The organism is Paenibacillus wenxiniae (genome assembly GCF_039822605.1).
In the GTDB taxonomy this organism is placed as follows: domain Bacteria; phylum Bacillota; class Bacilli; order Paenibacillales; family Paenibacillaceae; genus Saccharibacillus; species Saccharibacillus wenxiniae.
The window spans coordinates 20,766-37,326 of record NZ_JBCGUH010000001.1 but is presented as its reverse complement, the minus strand read 5'-3'; the positions used below and the strand labels follow the sequence as shown (position 1 = coordinate 37,326).

The 16,561-nt window shown below is 45.0% G+C and carries 12 protein-coding genes and 1 pseudogene; 11 read left to right on the top strand and 2 right to left on the bottom strand.

The window, feature by feature from the left end:
• Window positions 1-883 precede the first annotated feature (883 nt).
• From AAHF22_RS00130 to AAHF22_RS00120, 3 genes are all read left to right on the top strand, one after another.
• Window positions 884-2,272, top strand: a complete 1,389-nt coding sequence (locus AAHF22_RS00130) for an amino acid permease (RefSeq protein WP_347322942.1) — start codon at window positions 884-886, stop codon at window positions 2,270-2,272.
• Between the two features lie 395 nt (window positions 2,273-2,667).
• Window positions 2,668-3,420, top strand: coding sequence for a tRNA pseudouridine(38-40) synthase TruA (truA, locus tag AAHF22_RS00125; protein WP_347322941.1), 753 nt, complete (start codon window positions 2,668-2,670; stop codon window positions 3,418-3,420).
• A gap of 276 nt (window positions 3,421-3,696) precedes the next feature.
• Complete coding sequence (locus AAHF22_RS00120; RefSeq protein WP_347322940.1) at window positions 3,697-4,317, top strand: hypothetical protein; 621 nt, start codon at window positions 3,697-3,699, stop codon at window positions 4,315-4,317.
• Window positions 4,318-4,478: 161 nt separating this feature from the next.
• Here AAHF22_RS00120 and AAHF22_RS00115 read toward each other — a convergent pair whose 3' ends face one another.
• Complete coding sequence (locus AAHF22_RS00115; protein WP_347322939.1) at window positions 4,479-5,210, bottom strand: aminoglycoside 3'-phosphotransferase; 732 nt, start codon at window positions 5,208-5,210, stop codon at window positions 4,479-4,481.
• 289 nt (window positions 5,211-5,499) lie between these two features.
• Between AAHF22_RS00115 and AAHF22_RS00110 the strand changes: the two genes are divergently transcribed.
• Both AAHF22_RS00110 and AAHF22_RS00105 read left to right on the top strand, forming a co-directional pair.
• Window positions 5,500-5,664, top strand: a complete 165-nt coding sequence (locus tag AAHF22_RS00110) for a hypothetical protein (protein ID WP_188775005.1) — start codon at window positions 5,500-5,502, stop codon at window positions 5,662-5,664.
• 260 nt (window positions 5,665-5,924) lie between these two features.
• On the top strand, window positions 5,925-6,821 hold the full coding sequence (locus tag AAHF22_RS00105; RefSeq protein WP_347322938.1) for an SDR family oxidoreductase: 897 nt from the start codon (window positions 5,925-5,927) through the stop codon (window positions 6,819-6,821).
• Between the two features lie 263 nt (window positions 6,822-7,084).
• On the opposite strand, the gene AAHF22_RS00100 is transcribed toward AAHF22_RS00105, so the two are convergent.
• Complete coding sequence (locus tag AAHF22_RS00100; RefSeq protein ID WP_347322937.1) at window positions 7,085-7,567, bottom strand: DinB family protein; 483 nt, start codon at window positions 7,565-7,567, stop codon at window positions 7,085-7,087.
• Between the two features lie 456 nt (window positions 7,568-8,023).
• Here AAHF22_RS00100 and AAHF22_RS00095 point away from each other — a divergent pair.
• From AAHF22_RS00095 to AAHF22_RS00070, 6 genes and pseudogenes are all read left to right on the top strand, one after another.
• Window positions 8,024-8,550 (top strand): annotated as a pseudogene (locus AAHF22_RS00095) (histidine phosphatase family protein).
• Window positions 8,551-8,629: 79 nt separating this feature from the next.
• Window positions 8,630-9,733 carry an NADH:flavin oxidoreductase gene (locus AAHF22_RS00090; RefSeq protein WP_347322936.1) on the top strand — a complete coding sequence of 368 codons (1,104 nt, stop codon included), beginning with the start codon at window positions 8,630-8,632 and terminating at the stop codon, window positions 9,731-9,733.
• A gap of 204 nt (window positions 9,734-9,937) precedes the next feature.
• Window positions 9,938-11,224: an NAD-dependent epimerase/dehydratase family protein gene (locus AAHF22_RS00085; RefSeq protein ID WP_347322935.1), complete on the top strand. Its 1,287-nt coding sequence runs from the start codon at window positions 9,938-9,940 to the stop codon at window positions 11,222-11,224.
• A gap of 692 nt (window positions 11,225-11,916) precedes the next feature.
• Window positions 11,917-12,573, top strand: coding sequence for a M48 family metallopeptidase (locus AAHF22_RS00080; protein ID WP_347322934.1), 657 nt, complete (start codon window positions 11,917-11,919; stop codon window positions 12,571-12,573).
• Window positions 12,574-12,698: 125 nt separating this feature from the next.
• Window positions 12,699-14,465, top strand: a complete 1,767-nt coding sequence (dhaK, locus tag AAHF22_RS00075; protein WP_347322933.1) for a dihydroxyacetone kinase subunit DhaK — start codon at window positions 12,699-12,701, stop codon at window positions 14,463-14,465.
• Between the two features lie 441 nt (window positions 14,466-14,906).
• Window positions 14,907-16,484 (top strand): GGDEF domain-containing protein, encoded by a 1,578-nt coding sequence (locus AAHF22_RS00070; protein WP_347322932.1) that lies wholly within the window; start codon window positions 14,907-14,909, stop codon window positions 16,482-16,484.
• Window positions 16,485-16,561: the final 77 nt, after the last annotated feature.

The window sequence follows — 16,561 nt, the reverse complement described above, 5'->3', positions numbered from 1 at the left end:
GATACGAAGCTGAGGCTGTATGGAATGTTATCATTTACTTTTAAAGTAGACAGGTGTGACAGCAAAATAAGCAGCAAATGGATAGGTAAAGTAGAAAACAGATAGGTAAAGTGGATCGGTATAGAAGCAAAGGATGTATCTGCGGATGCATCCTTTTTTGCATTGTACAGATTGGTGAGTCGGGTAATCCAAGCTAAACTATAGCGATATCATTACACGATTACAATTAATATTTAATCCCATCAAAGTATTAGGACATGGATGCCAACTCGTATACATATGCAAGCCACCGTAGTGTATGTGCCATCAAAAAAGTTTGCGTACACACCTTCGTTACGTTAACAAAACATGATACATATCGAATGACATGTACAGACTAAAGCAATGTAAGCATAAAACCAACATCACGATGGCAGGTTGTTCATACAAGATAGACAAATGTAGTAAAACGCTTTAATGAACTCTGTCACAATTTGTTCAAAAAGTCCGTATGTAGTGGACAAGTTCCTTTCGGAACATACGATTTTGTAACTACGAAATATTTTCACTACAAATAATATGACAATTAAGAATAAAAAAGGGTCTATTTTAATCTGAGTATTGTTCTAATATACGCTAAAAAATGTAAAAATACAGAATGGAATGAATACTCAACTCAAACGATGCTCTGGTATCTAATATATAGTAACGTATAAAAAGAAAATACGATGTCCACCCCATAAAAACAGTGTCCGAACAGCTGGTACATCCGTCTCCAGTGGAGTGTATCGCATACTATTGAAATTACATAACGTTTACATTACACTGGCACAGTGTCGTTCTGCATTACATTAACGCGGTTGATTGTCAGAACGAAAGTTGTTCGTATAAAGGGGAGCTTGTTGTGGAACAAAAGCAATTAAACAGGGGATTAAAATCGCGGCATATTGAGCTAATCGCATTGGGCGGAACGATTGGCGTCGGTCTGTTCATGGGTTCATCCAGCACGATTCAATGGGCAGGGCCATCGGTATTGCTCGCTTATTTGCTGGCTGGAATCATTATGCTGTTTGTTATGCGTATTATGGGGGAAATGTTGATTGTGCAGCCGGTCACAGGCTCTTTTGCTACATTTGCCCATCGGTATATCGGGCCGCTGGCTGGATTTGTCACTGCATGGAGTTACTGGTTTCTGTGGGTAACGGTCGGCATGGCCGAAGTGACAGCTATCGGAATTTATGTGAACTACTGGTTCCCGGATATTCCACAATGGTTACCTGCGCTGGCAGGCGTAGCGATCATTGCTGCTGCTAATCTAGCGGCAGTTAAATTTTATGGTGAATTCGAATTCTGGTTCGCTATGATCAAAATCGTCGCGATTGTAGCGATGCTTGTGCTCGGTACCGCTATGATCTTCTTCGGTCTTGGTAATGGGGGCGTACCGATTGGATTGTCGAACCTTTACAGTCACGGCGGATTTTTCGCCGGAGGATTAAAAGGCTTCCTGTTTGCGCTCTGTATCGTCACCGCTGCCTATCAGGGCATTGAGATGATCGGAATTACAGCCGGTGAAGCCGAAAATCCAAAGCAAACACTACGCCGTTCGATCAAAAATATTATTTGGCGTATTCTTATTTTTTACGCGGGTGCAATTTTCGTGATCGTGACCATCTATCCGTGGAATGAAGTTGGGCAAAATGGTAGCCCCTTCGTGCTCACCTTTGCCAAAGTCGGCATCGTAGCCGCCGCAGGTATTATTAACTTTGTCGTGCTCACTGCCGCGATGTCAGGCTGTAACAGCGGTATTTATAGCGCCGGACGCATGCTGTATACACTGGCGGAAAATGGACAGGCACCGAAATTTTTCGCCAAAGTATCGGCTGAGACGGGTGTGCCACGCAACAGTATCATTACTACAATTGCGCTATTGCTCATCGGCGTACTTTTCAATTATTTGTTCCCGGATTCCAAGCTGTTCCTGTACATCTACAGCGCCAGCATATTGCCAGGGATGATTCCCTGGTTTGCACTCGCGATCAGCCAGTTTAAATTCCGTCGCCAAAACCGCGAAGAACTCAGCGGACATACCTTCAAATCTTTCTTCTTCCCGGTCAGCAATTATATCGTTATTATCTATCTGATCTGCGTGCTAATCGGCATGTGCTTCAATCCAGACACCCGTGTTCCGCTGATCGTAGGAGCGGTATTTATCGGCATCGTGATAATCGGCTACTTTACTTTCCGTATCGGCAAAGGTGAAAAGCGAGATGAACGGATGACAGTGCAGAAGTGAAACGGGGAGAGAGCTAAGGTGCAGAGATGTATGGAAGCAGGCATATAGGGTGATTCGGATATACACTACTGCGAGGAGCACATAGCGAAGGCAAGGAATAAGTTTCTACACCAGCAATATAAATAAACTTAAGCCAGTTTCTTGTAATTTATTACAAGGCTGGCTTTTTGTTTAGCCAAACCGTTGAGCTTTTTAACAAAGCTGTACTATTCCTATCCCAATGAAGTATATTTTCTACCCTTACGCTATCATTCAAATCCCATTTTTGTTAAGCTAAGAAACAGGCAGTCCACTCAAAGAATTGGCAACTTCGTCCATAGTGATATAACGACAAGCACGAACCTCCAATTCATTTCAGTACCACCGCTTAATTTACCAATTCGGGAGCAAAGTAGATGAACAATTACAAATTAACGATCCAATATGATGGCAACCGGTATAAAGGTTGGCAGCGTCTAGGCGATAGTGACAGCACGATTCAAGGTAAAATTGAAAAAGCGATCTCTGTGCTGACCGGCGAGCAGATCGAGATTATCGGTTCCAGTCGCACGGATGCTGGTGTGCATGCATTGCAACAGGTAGCCAATTTTAAAACATCACAAGAGCTATCGACTGAACGTATCATGAGCTTTTTGAATCATTATTTGCCGCCAGATCTTAGCGTGATCGAGGTGGAGCAGGTAGACGAGCGTTTTCATGCGCGTTTCCATGCGACTGATAAGACGTACCTGTATAAAATATGGAATCGTGAATACAGCCAGCCTTTTCTGCGCAAATACAGTATGCATGTGGTGAAGCCGCTGGATATGGAGAAAATGAAGCAGGCAGCAGCTCATTTTATTGGGGAACATGATTTTACCGCCTATGCGAATGCGAAGTCGAAGAAAAAAGATTCGGTACGCACGATTCATCAGCTGGAATTGCGCGAACAGGATGGGATCATTGAGCTGCGTGTAACAGGCAACGGTTTCCTCTACAATATGGTGCGGAAAATGGTCGGTACACTGATCGCGGTAGGACTTGGCGACAAGCAACCTCATGACGTGCCCGGTCTGATTCTGGGCAAAGATCGCTCACAAACTGGCGGTATGGCAGATGCAGAAGGCTTGTATTTGGAAAGTATTCGTTTTAAAAATGAAATGGGTTGAGCAATGGGAGCAGTTCAAGTAAGGCTCCGTTAGCGGAGCCTTTTCAATATGTTTAGTTCATTACTTTTGTATCGTTTCTAAATTACTTTTAAACCAACATTTCTATTATAATTTCTAATCTATTAGAATTTCTAAACAAATGGAATGAATGTCCATATGAGGAGTAAAGTCTGGACATTCTGCTCCAATCGACTCTATACATATCATCTACACATCTACACAAGTATTGTATACCAACGCTAGCGAATATGAAGTATAGACAAGGAGCGATACAGTATGAATGCAACAACATTACTGCCTCAATTACCATCTATCCAGCAATGTCAGCAACGGTTGCGAGCAGCAGCCATGCTGGATGCGATGATTATGCCCGAATGGGAATATCGTTATTACTCGTACAATGCGCACTGGGATGCTGGAGAAGAAATGGCATCGATGCGAGATGGCGAAGGTGATCATTATTTTGCGCTGTTTACGATTAATGGTTTGATGATCAAAATATTTGAGGGTGGAATCATCCATCCGCATATGCAGCAGGGAATGCAAGCTGCGGCGGAACAAATACCGGAATCCATGACCCATTTTCTGAGCGAGCCTGCATTTATAACCGAGGAAGTGACCTGTCTGCTCTGGCGTGAGCGTACGGCTAATCACTGGCATGCCATAGGGGCAGAGGAGGAGGCGGGCAGTGAATGGTTCCGACTGTTGCTGGAAGGTGCTGCCTATTATCATACATGGGCAAAGGAATATTATGAAATAGAGCTGGATTATACGCTCGTAGAACGTATATTTCAGCAGGAGCCGCTTACACGTGAACTGGCAGAGCAGTTGAATAATGAGCTAGAGTGGGCAGAACTACAGGAAGATATTGCAGAGATTAGGTATCCGCTCGCTTGAGTGAAGCAGCAGGAGCGAGTAGTTCAGTAATAGGAAGTAGCCTATTCGAATTAAAAAAAGGCAAGCTGTGTCTGTATCACACGGCTTGTCTTTTTTAGTATAGCTTTTTGTTGTAGCAAGGTAGCAACGGGGCAGTAGTTAAAAATCGAGACTAGCAGTAGCTAGAAATCGAGACTATCAATAATTTGACGGAAATAGACGATCCCATTTGGGTCGACATCGTCTCTTCCATACCCATTTAGAAAATAATCATGATAGCGATCGGTCTCCAAATTGAACTGCAACGACCATAGCCCCCATGCAAGATCATAATGCCGATCACCGATACCCCCATCGCCATTATCAATAAAGCCGCACAGCTCAAAATCGTTCATCATCACATTAGGTAGACAATAATCGCCGTGAATAATCGTTTTATCTACAGGCTGATACCGTGTGTCCGTTTGTAGCTCGATCTGCACTGAAGGAGAGGCTTCAAGCAGAATTTCTGAACTCCGCTCACGATAAGGACATCCATGCAATGGTAACGAATGCAATTTGCGCAGATGCTGACCCAATGCTGTGGCAAGACGTTCAGGTTGCTGTAAGAACGACTCAGCAATCCCATCATCGCCGGACACCGCAACGGTGAGCAGATAATCTTGCTCACCGTAGGTAGTGTACACTAGTGATAAAGGTGCAAGTTCATGTTTATGCAAAAAGGCATTCATCCGATACTCGCGTTCCAGTGTATGCGCGGCAGCGATTTTCAGAAATAAGCGCTGAGCACCATCGATAAAAAGCGTTTTGGCCTGTGCTGATGAACTGCTATCGTAGATAGTTGCTCCATCCAAATAGGCTAATAATGAAGACGGTAATGTAGAAAGATCGTATTCGATTTGGGTTTGTTTCATGTTCGATGCTCCTGTGCAATAATATGTAGTTTGGTTGTACTCCATCGTCTAACTTAGTGTAGTAAATGGTTTCATCATCTATATGTGCAGTCTTGCGATAAGCATAATAGATTTTACGTGTAGCATCAACTTGGAAGCATAGGTATCGTTCCATTATGCACGGTTTAAGCTCTATTTTAATAATTAGCCCATTCCAGATTCCAGGCGATTCACAAGTAATAAAACCGTTTAATAACACTCAAATCACTTAACAACCAGAGGCATAATGCCTGAAAGGGAGCGAAAGATCATGAACGAAAATCGTAATGTCGATGTCGATAAACGGGAAGTACGGGTAGAACGCAAATCGGATTCCGGCATGGTAGCTTCGACATTTATTAAATATGCAGCTTATATTATTATTCTGGCCATCGTATTGTGGTTTGTGATCAAATATCTGTTGCCAATGTTCTGATCGTCATATTCCAAGATAGTAACGACTTAACAATGGAAAAGAACACGAAAAGCCTGATCTACAGCGTATTCGGTAGATTAGGCTTTTTGGTGTTTTTGATATTGGATAGTTACAGAACATAATGTGCTCATATGGAACGATAAGATGTCCTATAAAGCATGTTCGTTTAAAATGCACAAATCTCGGTTACATAAAAAGAGTTGGGACTGATGCAAGAACAGCATGTACACATCCATCTACACAAGAGGAGGATATTCATCATGGCAGATCAATACACAATGCAAGATCCAACAACACAATTTACAAAGGCAGGTCCGGAATTCAAGCAACAACAACCCGAGCCGGGTTTGCAAACGAAAATGACACCTGTACCGGATTGCGGCGAGGAGTCGTACAAAGGCACAGGCAGACTTACAGGGCGTAAAGCAATCGTAACTGGTGCAGATAGCGGGATCGGACGCGCAGCAGCGATCGCTTATGCACGTGAAGGCGCAGACGTTGTGCTGGCGTATCTTCCTGAGGAAGAAGAAGATGCACGTGAAGTAGTTCAATTAATCGAAGCAGAAGGCCGTAAGGCGGTAGCCGTACCAGGCGATCTGAAAGACGAGCAATACTGCATCCAGCTCGTTGAAACGGCAGTTCGTGAGCTGGGCGGTATTGATATTCTGGCTAATGTTGCGGGTAAACAGCAATATGTAGAAGATATCGCCGATCTGACGACAGAACAATTTGACCACACATTTAAAACGAATGTATATGGACTATTCTGGGTGTGCAAAGCAGCTATTCCGCATATGAAACCGGGTAGCAGCATTGTAAACACGTCGTCCATTCAAGCATATAGCCCATCTGAAATTTTGCTGGATTATGCGACAACGAAGTCGGCAATTAACACATTCAGTAAAGCACTGGCTCAACAGGTAGCACCAAAAGGTATCCGCGTTAACGTTGTAGCACCAGGACCGATCTGGACACCGCTGCAAATCGTCGGCGGACAACCTGCGGATGTACTGCCAGAATTTGGCGAGCAAACACCGCTTGGTCGCCCGGGTCAACCGGTTGAAATGGCTTCCGCATACGTATATCTGGCAAGTCAGGAGTCGAGCTACGTGAGCGGCGAAACGCTGAATGCTAACGGTGGTATGCCAACACCGTAACGAGCATATCTGGCATCACATCGGTGATCGTGTACGATCATCCATAAGAGTGTGAGTGCAAGCATATGTGCAGGCTGATGCGCTAACTTTAATAGAACGATACGATGTGAAATTCACTTCAATTGTTGAATTTGTGCTCATTATTAGTCAAGCATACTAGACTTGAACGAACTAACATCGGATCAAATCAAGCCCGGATCAGGAGCAGCATAAGCTGCATGGTTCGGGCTTTTTCATTTAATATCATCTCATACGATGTCATCTCATACACCTAATACATCTGTATTTGGCGGTTCGTGTCCCGTTTGCCGTGCCATAGCCATAATTTGTCCTTTATGATGAAATTCATGAGTGATCGTATGTAAGAGCAATTTACGAGGTGTCATCGATATCGGTTCTCCGCCTGTTCTCCAGGGAATTGGTCGTTCAATAGGTTCATCCATCTGCTGTTGTAGTCTATTCAATGCCTCAGCTACATAAAGATCGACTTGTGCAAAGCGATGCTTGATACGGTCTATGTCCATTGTTGATAAGTGTTCTTTTGCAGTAATCGGTGTCCTGGTTTGTAATAATAGATAGGAGCCTATCCACGCACAATAACAGTCTGCTATATGAACGAGCGTATCTCGAATACTTTGAAATCCAAATCCATGCGAACGAGTGAAATCGTGTGGGCTTAGCTCACTGCAAAAATCAAGTAGAATGGCGCGTGTCTGCCTGATCCATTCGTATTCGTGTTGATCCATTATATCTCCTCCAACTTCCAGTGATAGTTATCTGTTTTTGTTGTGAAGCGGATGGTTATGTTGGAACATCTTAAGTTATGTTTGATCATAACGTAATCCTGTCTTGATGTAAAAGTTACTTATATGGTAAGTAAAAGCTTATCCGAATATTTACATGTATTGCAGGCAGATGAGTTGTAGATAATTTTAGTAGTGATAGTGATAGTGATAGTGATAGTGATAGTGATAGTGATAGTGATAGTGATAGCGATAGCGTTAGTAGTACTGAGTTTGCTCGGCTCCAAGTTTGCAGTTAACGTGTAAATCATGAGACAATTTAGCAAGGCTTTTTTTAGCTATAGCCATTTAGAGCCTGTACGAAAACTCGTATAGTTGTAATTCGGAGCTGGGTCTGTTCCAGCCAAATCGTTTGTGTACATATTTTAGTATCACGAATGTAGAAAGGAGCACATCCATATGAAAGAGCTATACATCATCCGTCACTGCCAGGCCGAAGGGCAGGAACCGAATGCACCATTGACCGAGCTGGGACGGCAACAGGCAGAGCGTCTTGCTACGCAATTGTCTTCGATTCCGCTGGATCGGATCGTTTCCAGCCCGTATGTACGAGCGATCAAGACGATTGAACCGCTAGCGCATCAGATTCAGATCCCTATACATACCGATGAACGCTTGATAGAACGCGTACTATGCAATACGAATGAACCAGAATGGCGCGACATGCTGACGATATGGAACTATGCTATACAGGAGGAGAATCAAGTCGACAGGCAACCGAGCGCGTCCTTGCTGTTATTTATGAATTACAAGCAAGTGAGGCAGAACATGCTGCACTCGTCTCTCACGGAAATCTGATCTCTTTATTGCTGCGTGCATATGACACACGGATCGGCTTTACAGAATGGGAGAGACTAACCAATCCGGACGTGTATCGGTTGACGTTCAACAAGACCGGTACTGCAATGGAACGGGTGCCAGTTTGATTTGAACAGACTACTATGTTAAAGTATTGTCGTTACGAATAATAATTAAATAGTACATCATATACGAGGAGGCTCATTTATGAATACTGCACCTTTGTTCCAACCGTTTCATAGCGATAAGTTGAAGCTTGATAATCGTGTCGTGATGGCACCGATGACACGTGGGTTTTCTCCAGGTAATGTTCCAGGCGACGATGTGGCACAATATTATCGCCGCCGTGCGGCTGGTGGCGTAGGCTTGATCGTCACCGAAGGAACAGGAATTGATCATCCGGCATCGATTAGCGGTGCGACCATTCCTGTTTTTCACGGTGAGGAAGCACTTGCTGGCTGGAAAAAGGTTGTCGATGCTGTACATGCTGAAGGAGGCAAAATTGCTCCTCAGCTATGGCATGTCGGTATGGCACGCAAAGTTGGAGATGAGCCGAATGTGGACGCTCAGCCTGTAGGCCCTTCCGGTCTGGATCTAAAAGGCGAGAAGATCGGTGAGCCGCTGACCGAAAGTGAAATTGCTGATCTGATTCAAGCGTATGCACAGGCAGCTTCCGATGCGAAAAAGCTTGGCTTTGATGCGATCGAGCTACATGGTGCTCATGGCTACCTGATCGATCAGTTCCTATGGGAACGGACGAATCAGCGTACTGATCGTTACGGCGGTGATCTGGCAGGACGGGCTACATTTGCTGTAGAGGTCGTTCGTGCATGCCGTGCCGCTGTCGGTGAAGACTATCCGATCATTTTCCGCTATTCGCAATGGAAAATGTACGATTATGAGGCGCGTCTGGCTCAAACACCGGAAGAGCTTGAACAATTGCTTGGTCTGCTCGTTGATGCAGGCGTGGACATTTTCCATGCGTCGACACGTCGTTTCTGGGAGCCGGAATTTGAAGGCTCTGAGCTAAACTTAGCCGGCTGGACACAAAAGCTGACAGGCAAACCAACCATCTCAGTCGGTTCGGTTGGACTGCAAGCTGAATTTACACCAGGTGCGCGTCAGACGGAGGAAACCGATCCAACGGCTCATCTGGAGGAGCTGATTCACAAGTTGGAGCAAAATGAGTTTGATCTGATTGCAGTCGGTCGTGCACTGCTTAGCGATCCAGAATGGCCGAACAAAGTCCGTGATCAGCGTAGCGATGATATCCAGATGTTCAGTCGTGAAGCATTGCAGACACTCGTATAAATCGTATGAACCAACAATTAAACAAAGCCAGCGTGCACAATGGGATTGATCCCATTGTGCACGCTGGCTTATTTTTACATAAGATAGGGCTATAGATTACGATTGCGTTGACAGTGTAGTTTTACAATAGAAATGGGTTTGCTGTTCAGTATAACAATGACGTATCGATGGACAGCATCACATTACGGAAAAGGTGGGTTTCTATTGAACACTACATCTGGACAGGCGTGGAACGGGCAGGAAAAGAAGATTTTTGTATTGGGCGGAGATGGTTTTTGTGGCTGGCCAACGAGTTTGCATCTGTCCCGTCTCGGTCATCAGGTGACCATTATCGATAACTTGTCCCGCCGTACAATCGATATTGAACTGGAAGCAGACTCCTTAACACCTATTCAACCGCTTGGCATTCGTTTGGACGTATGGAAGCAGTGGAGTGGGCGCAACATTAACTTTGAACGACTGGATCTGGCGCTGGAATATGAACGCTTTTTGCAACTGATCCTACAGGAAAAGCCGGATGCGATTATCCATTTTGCCGAGCAGCGCTCTGCCCCGTATTCAATGAAATCGTCACGTCATAAGCGTTATACGGTAAACAACAATCTGAATGCGACTCATCATGTACTGTGCGCCATCGCTGAATCTGGACTGGACATTCATCTATTGCATCTAGGTACGATGGGCGTGTATGGCTATGGCACATCCGGTATGAAAATACCAGAGGGTTATCTGGATATCGAAGTGCAGACCGAGCAAGGCGAACGTGTACAACAGCAAATTTTGTATCCGACTAACCCTGGCTCGATCTATCATATGACCAAATCACAGGATCAACTATTATTTCATTATTATAATAAAAATGATGGATTACGCATTACCGATTTGCATCAGGGCATCGTCTGGGGCACGAATACGCATGAAACGATGCTAGATGAGCGACTAATTAATCGTTTTGATTATGATGGCGATTATGGAACGGTGCTAAATCGTTTTCTAATGCAGGCAGCTGTTGGACATCCGATCGTTGTGCACGGTACAGGCGGACAAACACGTGCCTTTATCCATATTCAAGATACTGTGCGCTGTATCCAGCTGGCACTGGAGCATCCGCCTGTGCATGGAGATCGTGTGATGATCTTCAATCAGATGACTGAAACCCATCGTATCCGTGATCTCGCCGCACTCGTCAGTCAGCTGACCGGCGCCGAGATTGCCTATGTATCCAATCCGCGCAAAGAAGCAGCGGAAAATGATCTGCATGTACGAAATGAATTGTTTCTGTCCCACGGCTTACAGCCGATTACACTAAACGAAGGCTTGTTGCAAGAAGTGACTCGCATCGCCAAAGGTTACGCCCATCGTGCCGACTGGAGCAAAATCCCAGCCCGCAGCACATGGACACGCAACCATCAACCAGGCATTCCAATCCTACCGATTTCAGCTCCATCGATCGAGCCAACAGCAGACAAACAAGAACAATCTGTGCGCTAGGGCATGTATTTAAACGGTTTTTGCTGGCGCATATTCCACTCCAGAAAGAAATAAGAGGATGGACTCTAGTTTCGTACAGAAATCTACAGAGTCGGAATACAGGCTAGATTACCATGCTCGTAACCCGTACAATATTTTATTTCGTAAAAATTACTTTTTATTGAACATCGTGTGAGAAGACCGCTAAGATTATAGGTCACCCTTATCTTTATTTCTTTCCCTCTGTCCTGTACTGCGTACACGTATACGAATGTAATTTCATGCTGTCCTAGATAGAATATTTGCAAAGTCATGTCGGTAAAATATAGTACAAAGGCAGCTTTACTCGCGATCCTACGAGCAAAGCTGCCTTTTTTATTCATAGTAAAAGTGATTTTTTATGTATACGGTTTTTATGTATACGATGGGCTATTGGAACGGTTGTAAGACTAAACAAACATGCAGCTTTATATAAACTACTTCATTACAATTCGCTTATTCATCCGTTTATACATTTACGATCCAATAAAATCCAATAGAACGCTTGAGCGGCTTTGATCATTGAAACGCAGGTTTTTGAGCAGCAGGTAAGTGTTAGGGAAGCGGTTGGTAAGCGGTAGGTAAACAGCAGGTAAGCAGTAGGTAGTATAGAGTATTGTAGTATAATTAAATCAACACTTAACACTTATTGAACTCAAGGAGATCCCACAACGATGATGAACATCCAACTCGGCGATCACACTATCGCCTGTCATATCGAATATTCGCGCCGCGGTAAAGTATCGATCCAGCTGGAAAGCAATGGACTGCTTACGATCAAAGCGCCTAATGGAACGACAGAAGAAGATATTATACGCCTTGTCCAGCGCCATCGTAACTGGATCACCGAGCAACAGCAACGTCTTGCCAATCGTCGCTCTGTACCAGAAACGAGAGCATACGACGATTATGGTACGTTTATGCTGCTGGGCAAAGAGCAACCGTTGCAACAGCTGATCGATGTGAACGATGCAGATGAACAGGAGCTGCGTGCACGGTTGAAACGCTACTATTTTACAACATGCAAGCGTATTATCCATGAGCGTATCGTTTCGTATCAGCAACAGCTACGCGTGAAGCCTGCCAGTATCGAGATTGTGGAGTCAACTACACGCTGGGGAAGCTGTAGCTCCAACAAAAAGCTGACGTTTAATTATCGTCTGGCGATGGCACCGGTCGAAGTGATCGATTATGTGATTGTGCATGAGCTGTGCCATTTGCTGCATATGAATCACGATCGTTCATTCTGGCGTAAGGTCGGTAGCTTGATGCCGGATTACAAGGAAAAGGAGCGATATTTGGCGCAATACGGACGTTATATGACGTTATAACCTATACCGTTCGCCTGCCTGATAAAGTCGCCGTGATCATCAAACCTGATTAGCGCAAGCATCAATATGGTTAACTACGGGATGTAACCGAACAATCCTATACCTTGCGAACAGGAGGAAGACGGATGAAAAAAGTAATGAATCGTGCGGAAGATATGGTGCTGGAAATGGCGAAGGGTATGGTGCTTGCCCATCCTGAATTAGAGCTGATTCCGAAATATAAAATTATTAAAAGCAAGCATATCGATCCTAACAAAGTAGCACTCATTAGCGGCGGCGGTAGCGGACATGAACCTGCGCATGCTGGTTATATCGGCAAAGGGATGCTGGACGCTGCTGTATGTGGTGATGTTTTTGCATCACCTTCGCAGATTCAAGTGTATCAGGCGATCAAGGCAACCGCTGGGTCAAAAGGGGCGCTGTTGATCATCAAAAATTACAGCGGGGATATGATGAATTTCAAAAACGCCGCCCATCTTGCCAGTGAGGATGGCATTGAAGTAGATTATGTGAAAGTTGATGATGACATTGCAGTGGAAGACAGCCTGTACACGGTAGGACGTCGTGGTGTAGCTGGAACGGTTCTGGTACATAAAATTGCGGGTGCAGCCGCAGCGGAAGGACGCGACCTGCAAAGCGTAAAAGCCGCCGCCGAAAAGGCAGCTGCTAGCGTACGCAGTATCGGTTTTGCGCTCACCTCCTGTACAGTGCCAGCTAAAGGAACGCCGACCTTTTCGCTCGGTGCAAATGAGATGGAGTATGGTGTAGGCATTCATGGTGAGCCAGGTATAGAACGTATCGAATTGATATCAGCAGATGAACTTGCCCATCGTATGATTGCCGACTTGCGGCGAGATATGAAGCTGGAGGGCGATCATGCCGAAGTAGCTGTACTCATTAACGGCTTTGGCGCGACACCGCAGCAAGAATTGTATTTGTTCCATCATGCGGTTAGTCGTGAGCTAGCCGAGCACCGTATTGTCGTGCATCGTAGCTTTGTCGGTAACTATATGACGAGTATCGACATGGCCGGATTGTCAGTAACTTTGATGAAGCTGGATGATGAATTAAAAGAATTGCTATCTCGTGAGAGCGATACACCTGCATTTAAAGTTTCCGGTCCAGTTGAATCCGTTCCATATCGCGAGATTACGGAGGAAACAGAGGCACAGGCAGACGTATCCTATACGGTGGAGACCGATGAAGCAGCGGCTGTTGTGAGCGGCGAAACGATTACACTCGACAATCTGATCTATTTGATTGATCGCATGAGCGAAGTCATTATTGAAAATGAAGTTCCGTTTTGTGAACTGGATTCACATGCTGGTGATGGCGACTTTGGCATGAGTGTTGCAAAAGGCTTCCGACAATTGAAGCGTGAATGGAAGACGATGCTGGCGCATGAACCGCTGACGATAGGTAGTTTCCTGCATGATGTGTCGCTGATCATTATGGAATCGTGTGGCGGTGCATCCGGACCAATCTGGGGTTCGGCATTCCGTGCCGCAGGCAAAGAGGCAGGGGAGCGTACCGAAGTGAAGGTACGTGAATTTGCCGATATGCTGCAAGCGGCAGTAGCAGGCATTCAGTCAACGGGCGAACGTTCCTTCGGACGTGGTGCCGTCGTCGGGGACAAAACATTGATCGATGCACTTGTTCCGTGTGCAGATAGCTGGACAGCAAGTGCGCAGGCTGGTGATGATGTGCGGACTGCATTCCGTAAAGGTGCAGAGGCAGCCGTTGCAGGAGCGAAAGGCACAGCCGATATTGTAGCTCGTATGGGCCGAGCTGGAGCGGTGGGCGAACGTAGTCTCGGCTATCCTGATGCTGGGGCGCATGCACTGGGTGTTATTTTCACCGCATTATCTGATAGCTTGCGCCAGCAGAGCTAATGGAGCCTGTATACAAGAGATGATCATGCAGCAACTAAAATAATAGGCAACCGAAAACCATTCCGATAGCGTGAAATGGTCAATATTGTAACATATTCCACAAAATTCTTAAAAAATAATTATATGTAAGTATAATCGCTTATTTACAACCCCCTATTTCTCTTCTACAGTAGAGAAATAGGGGGTTTATATTGTGTGAAAATAGACTCTAAAAACGTTTATTCCTTGCTACAAGAGGTCAAAATCATAAGTTTACATAAAAAATATTTCAAATTTCGTCATTTTTCGCTATTTTCTGTTGTCAAATGAGGCGCATTTTCTTACGATAAGAGTACTGGAACTTATACTGTCGTTGTTACGAGTGGCATCAATTAAGGTGTAAATCGGAAAGTGGTATAGGCTTTACGTGGAATGTACCTGAATTTGGAGAGGACCTTGCCGATGAATGCACTTTTTATGGATTTTATAACGATCCAGTTGCCCACTTATTTTTTCTTCTATATGGCCATCACGTTGATTTATCGCAATCGACGCAGCATGATTAATCGTATAGCGGCATTGCTCATGGGTTCACTTGTGCTTTATTTTATGTTTGAATATTTGAAAACATCATTGCTGCCGGAATATCAGATGCAGCTCGTTCTATATGGAAGTGCACCATCGTTGCTGCTGTTTATTAGTACGCTCGTTCATTTGTGTACATTGTTCGGTGGGGAGGTCACCCGTCCGTTTAAACGGCTACTGCCATTCGTTTATGTGGCACCTTATACACTGTGGTTATGGTTTATCGTCACATGGGATCATAATATACTGTATGATGTGCATATTACAGATGGACGAAGTCCGCTGCATCCGACCTATTTGCTGGCCACGATTGTGTTTGTGATCGGGTATATTTTGCTGGCGGTCGTATTGCTCGCTTTCGGTTGGTTGCGCGCTAGAGAACGCAGGCAACGGACGATTTTACGTTCATTGCTCGCCAGCGGTTTTTTGCTGTTTGGCAGCTTTGCGCTGATTACGACATTGCTGCAAGCGGGTGTGATCGTAACGCGAGTGGCGATGATCTGCTATTTTATTGGATATTTGATCTGGGCAGTACGACTGCGTCATTTGATTGGAAAATATAATATTATGCCGGATTATCGTAAGCTGTTTCAATTGTTGTTTGAGACAGCGCCCAACGCTATTTTACTGCTGGATGCGCATGGAGAGGTCAAAGAGATGAATCCACGGACGCAGAGCTGGTTTGAAGGCATACCCGCCGCAGACATTCCCAAGCAATTTGAGTTCAAGCAGGTCAAGGGGCTGCAAGGCTTGCTTTCATCTTATATTGCTCAGCCTCGTAAACAGTCGCACTGGGAAGTACGCATGCATGATTCACGCCAAGAGCATCTGGATTTGATCGTAGGCATCGATCGGATTGAGGGAGCGAATGAGGATTTGTTTGTATTGCATTTAACCAATATCACTTCACTCAAAGACACGGAGCGGCGATTGATAGAATCAGAGCAAAACTACAAGCATAGTGCTTACCATGATCCGTTAACTGGATTGTATAATCGCACTGCACTGGAAGAAGAGCTACGTGTACGGACAGAAGGCACCGAGCCGTTTGCTGTCATTATGATCGATCTAAATCATTTTAAGCCGATCAATGATACGTATGGACATGCAGTCGGAGATATGTACTTGAAGTTTATTGCCGAATTGTTGCAAGGACTGATGCACAAGCCGGGCGATGTGGTCGGACGCATCGGGGGCGATGAGTTCATTTTACTGCTCAGCATTCCAGATTATGTTGGCGCGGCTGAGCTGGTGGAGAATCGCCTGACTTTACTAGATGGTCAGATGTTCTGGTATGGCGATCGCGATATTACGGTATCGTTTGCTGCTGGGATGAGTGTGTACACTGCGAATGGCGAAAATGGCAACACCTTGCTGCGTTTGGCAGATGAGGATATGTATCGTCGTAAACGTGAACAGCGCCAGAAGCACGAGCTGCTTATTCGGGAACTATAAATATATGTTTGCCATACTACATCATGCTCATACGTATCAAATATCCAAGTGCATGTATGTAAAAGTCTGAAAGTCAT

What these genes read in the sequence shown, in the direction of transcription:
- truA (WP_347322941.1), top strand. Translation starts at nt 2,668, where the DNA reads ATGAACAATTACAAATTAACGATCCAATATGATGGCAACCGGTATAAA.
- AAHF22_RS00120 (WP_347322940.1), top strand. Translation starts at nt 3,697, where the DNA reads ATGAATGCAACAACATTACTGCCTCAATTACCATCTATCCAGCAATGT.
- AAHF22_RS00115 (WP_347322939.1), bottom strand. Translation starts at nt 5,210, where the DNA reads ATGAAACAAACCCAAATCGAATACGATCTTTCTACATTACCGTCTTCA.
- AAHF22_RS00110 (WP_188775005.1), top strand. Translation starts at nt 5,500, where the DNA reads ATGAACGAAAATCGTAATGTCGATGTCGATAAACGGGAAGTACGGGTA.
- AAHF22_RS00105 (WP_347322938.1), top strand. Translation starts at nt 5,925, where the DNA reads ATGGCAGATCAATACACAATGCAAGATCCAACAACACAATTTACAAAG.
- AAHF22_RS00100 (WP_347322937.1), bottom strand. Translation starts at nt 7,567, where the DNA reads ATGGATCAACACGAATACGAATGGATCAGGCAGACACGCGCCATTCTA.
- AAHF22_RS00090 (WP_347322936.1), top strand. Translation starts at nt 8,630, where the DNA reads ATGAATACTGCACCTTTGTTCCAACCGTTTCATAGCGATAAGTTGAAG.
- AAHF22_RS00080 (WP_347322934.1), top strand. Translation starts at nt 11,917, where the DNA reads ATGATGAACATCCAACTCGGCGATCACACTATCGCCTGTCATATCGAA.
- dhaK (WP_347322933.1), top strand. Translation starts at nt 12,699, where the DNA reads ATGAAAAAAGTAATGAATCGTGCGGAAGATATGGTGCTGGAAATGGCG.
- AAHF22_RS00070 (WP_347322932.1), top strand. Translation starts at nt 14,907, where the DNA reads ATGAATGCACTTTTTATGGATTTTATAACGATCCAGTTGCCCACTTAT.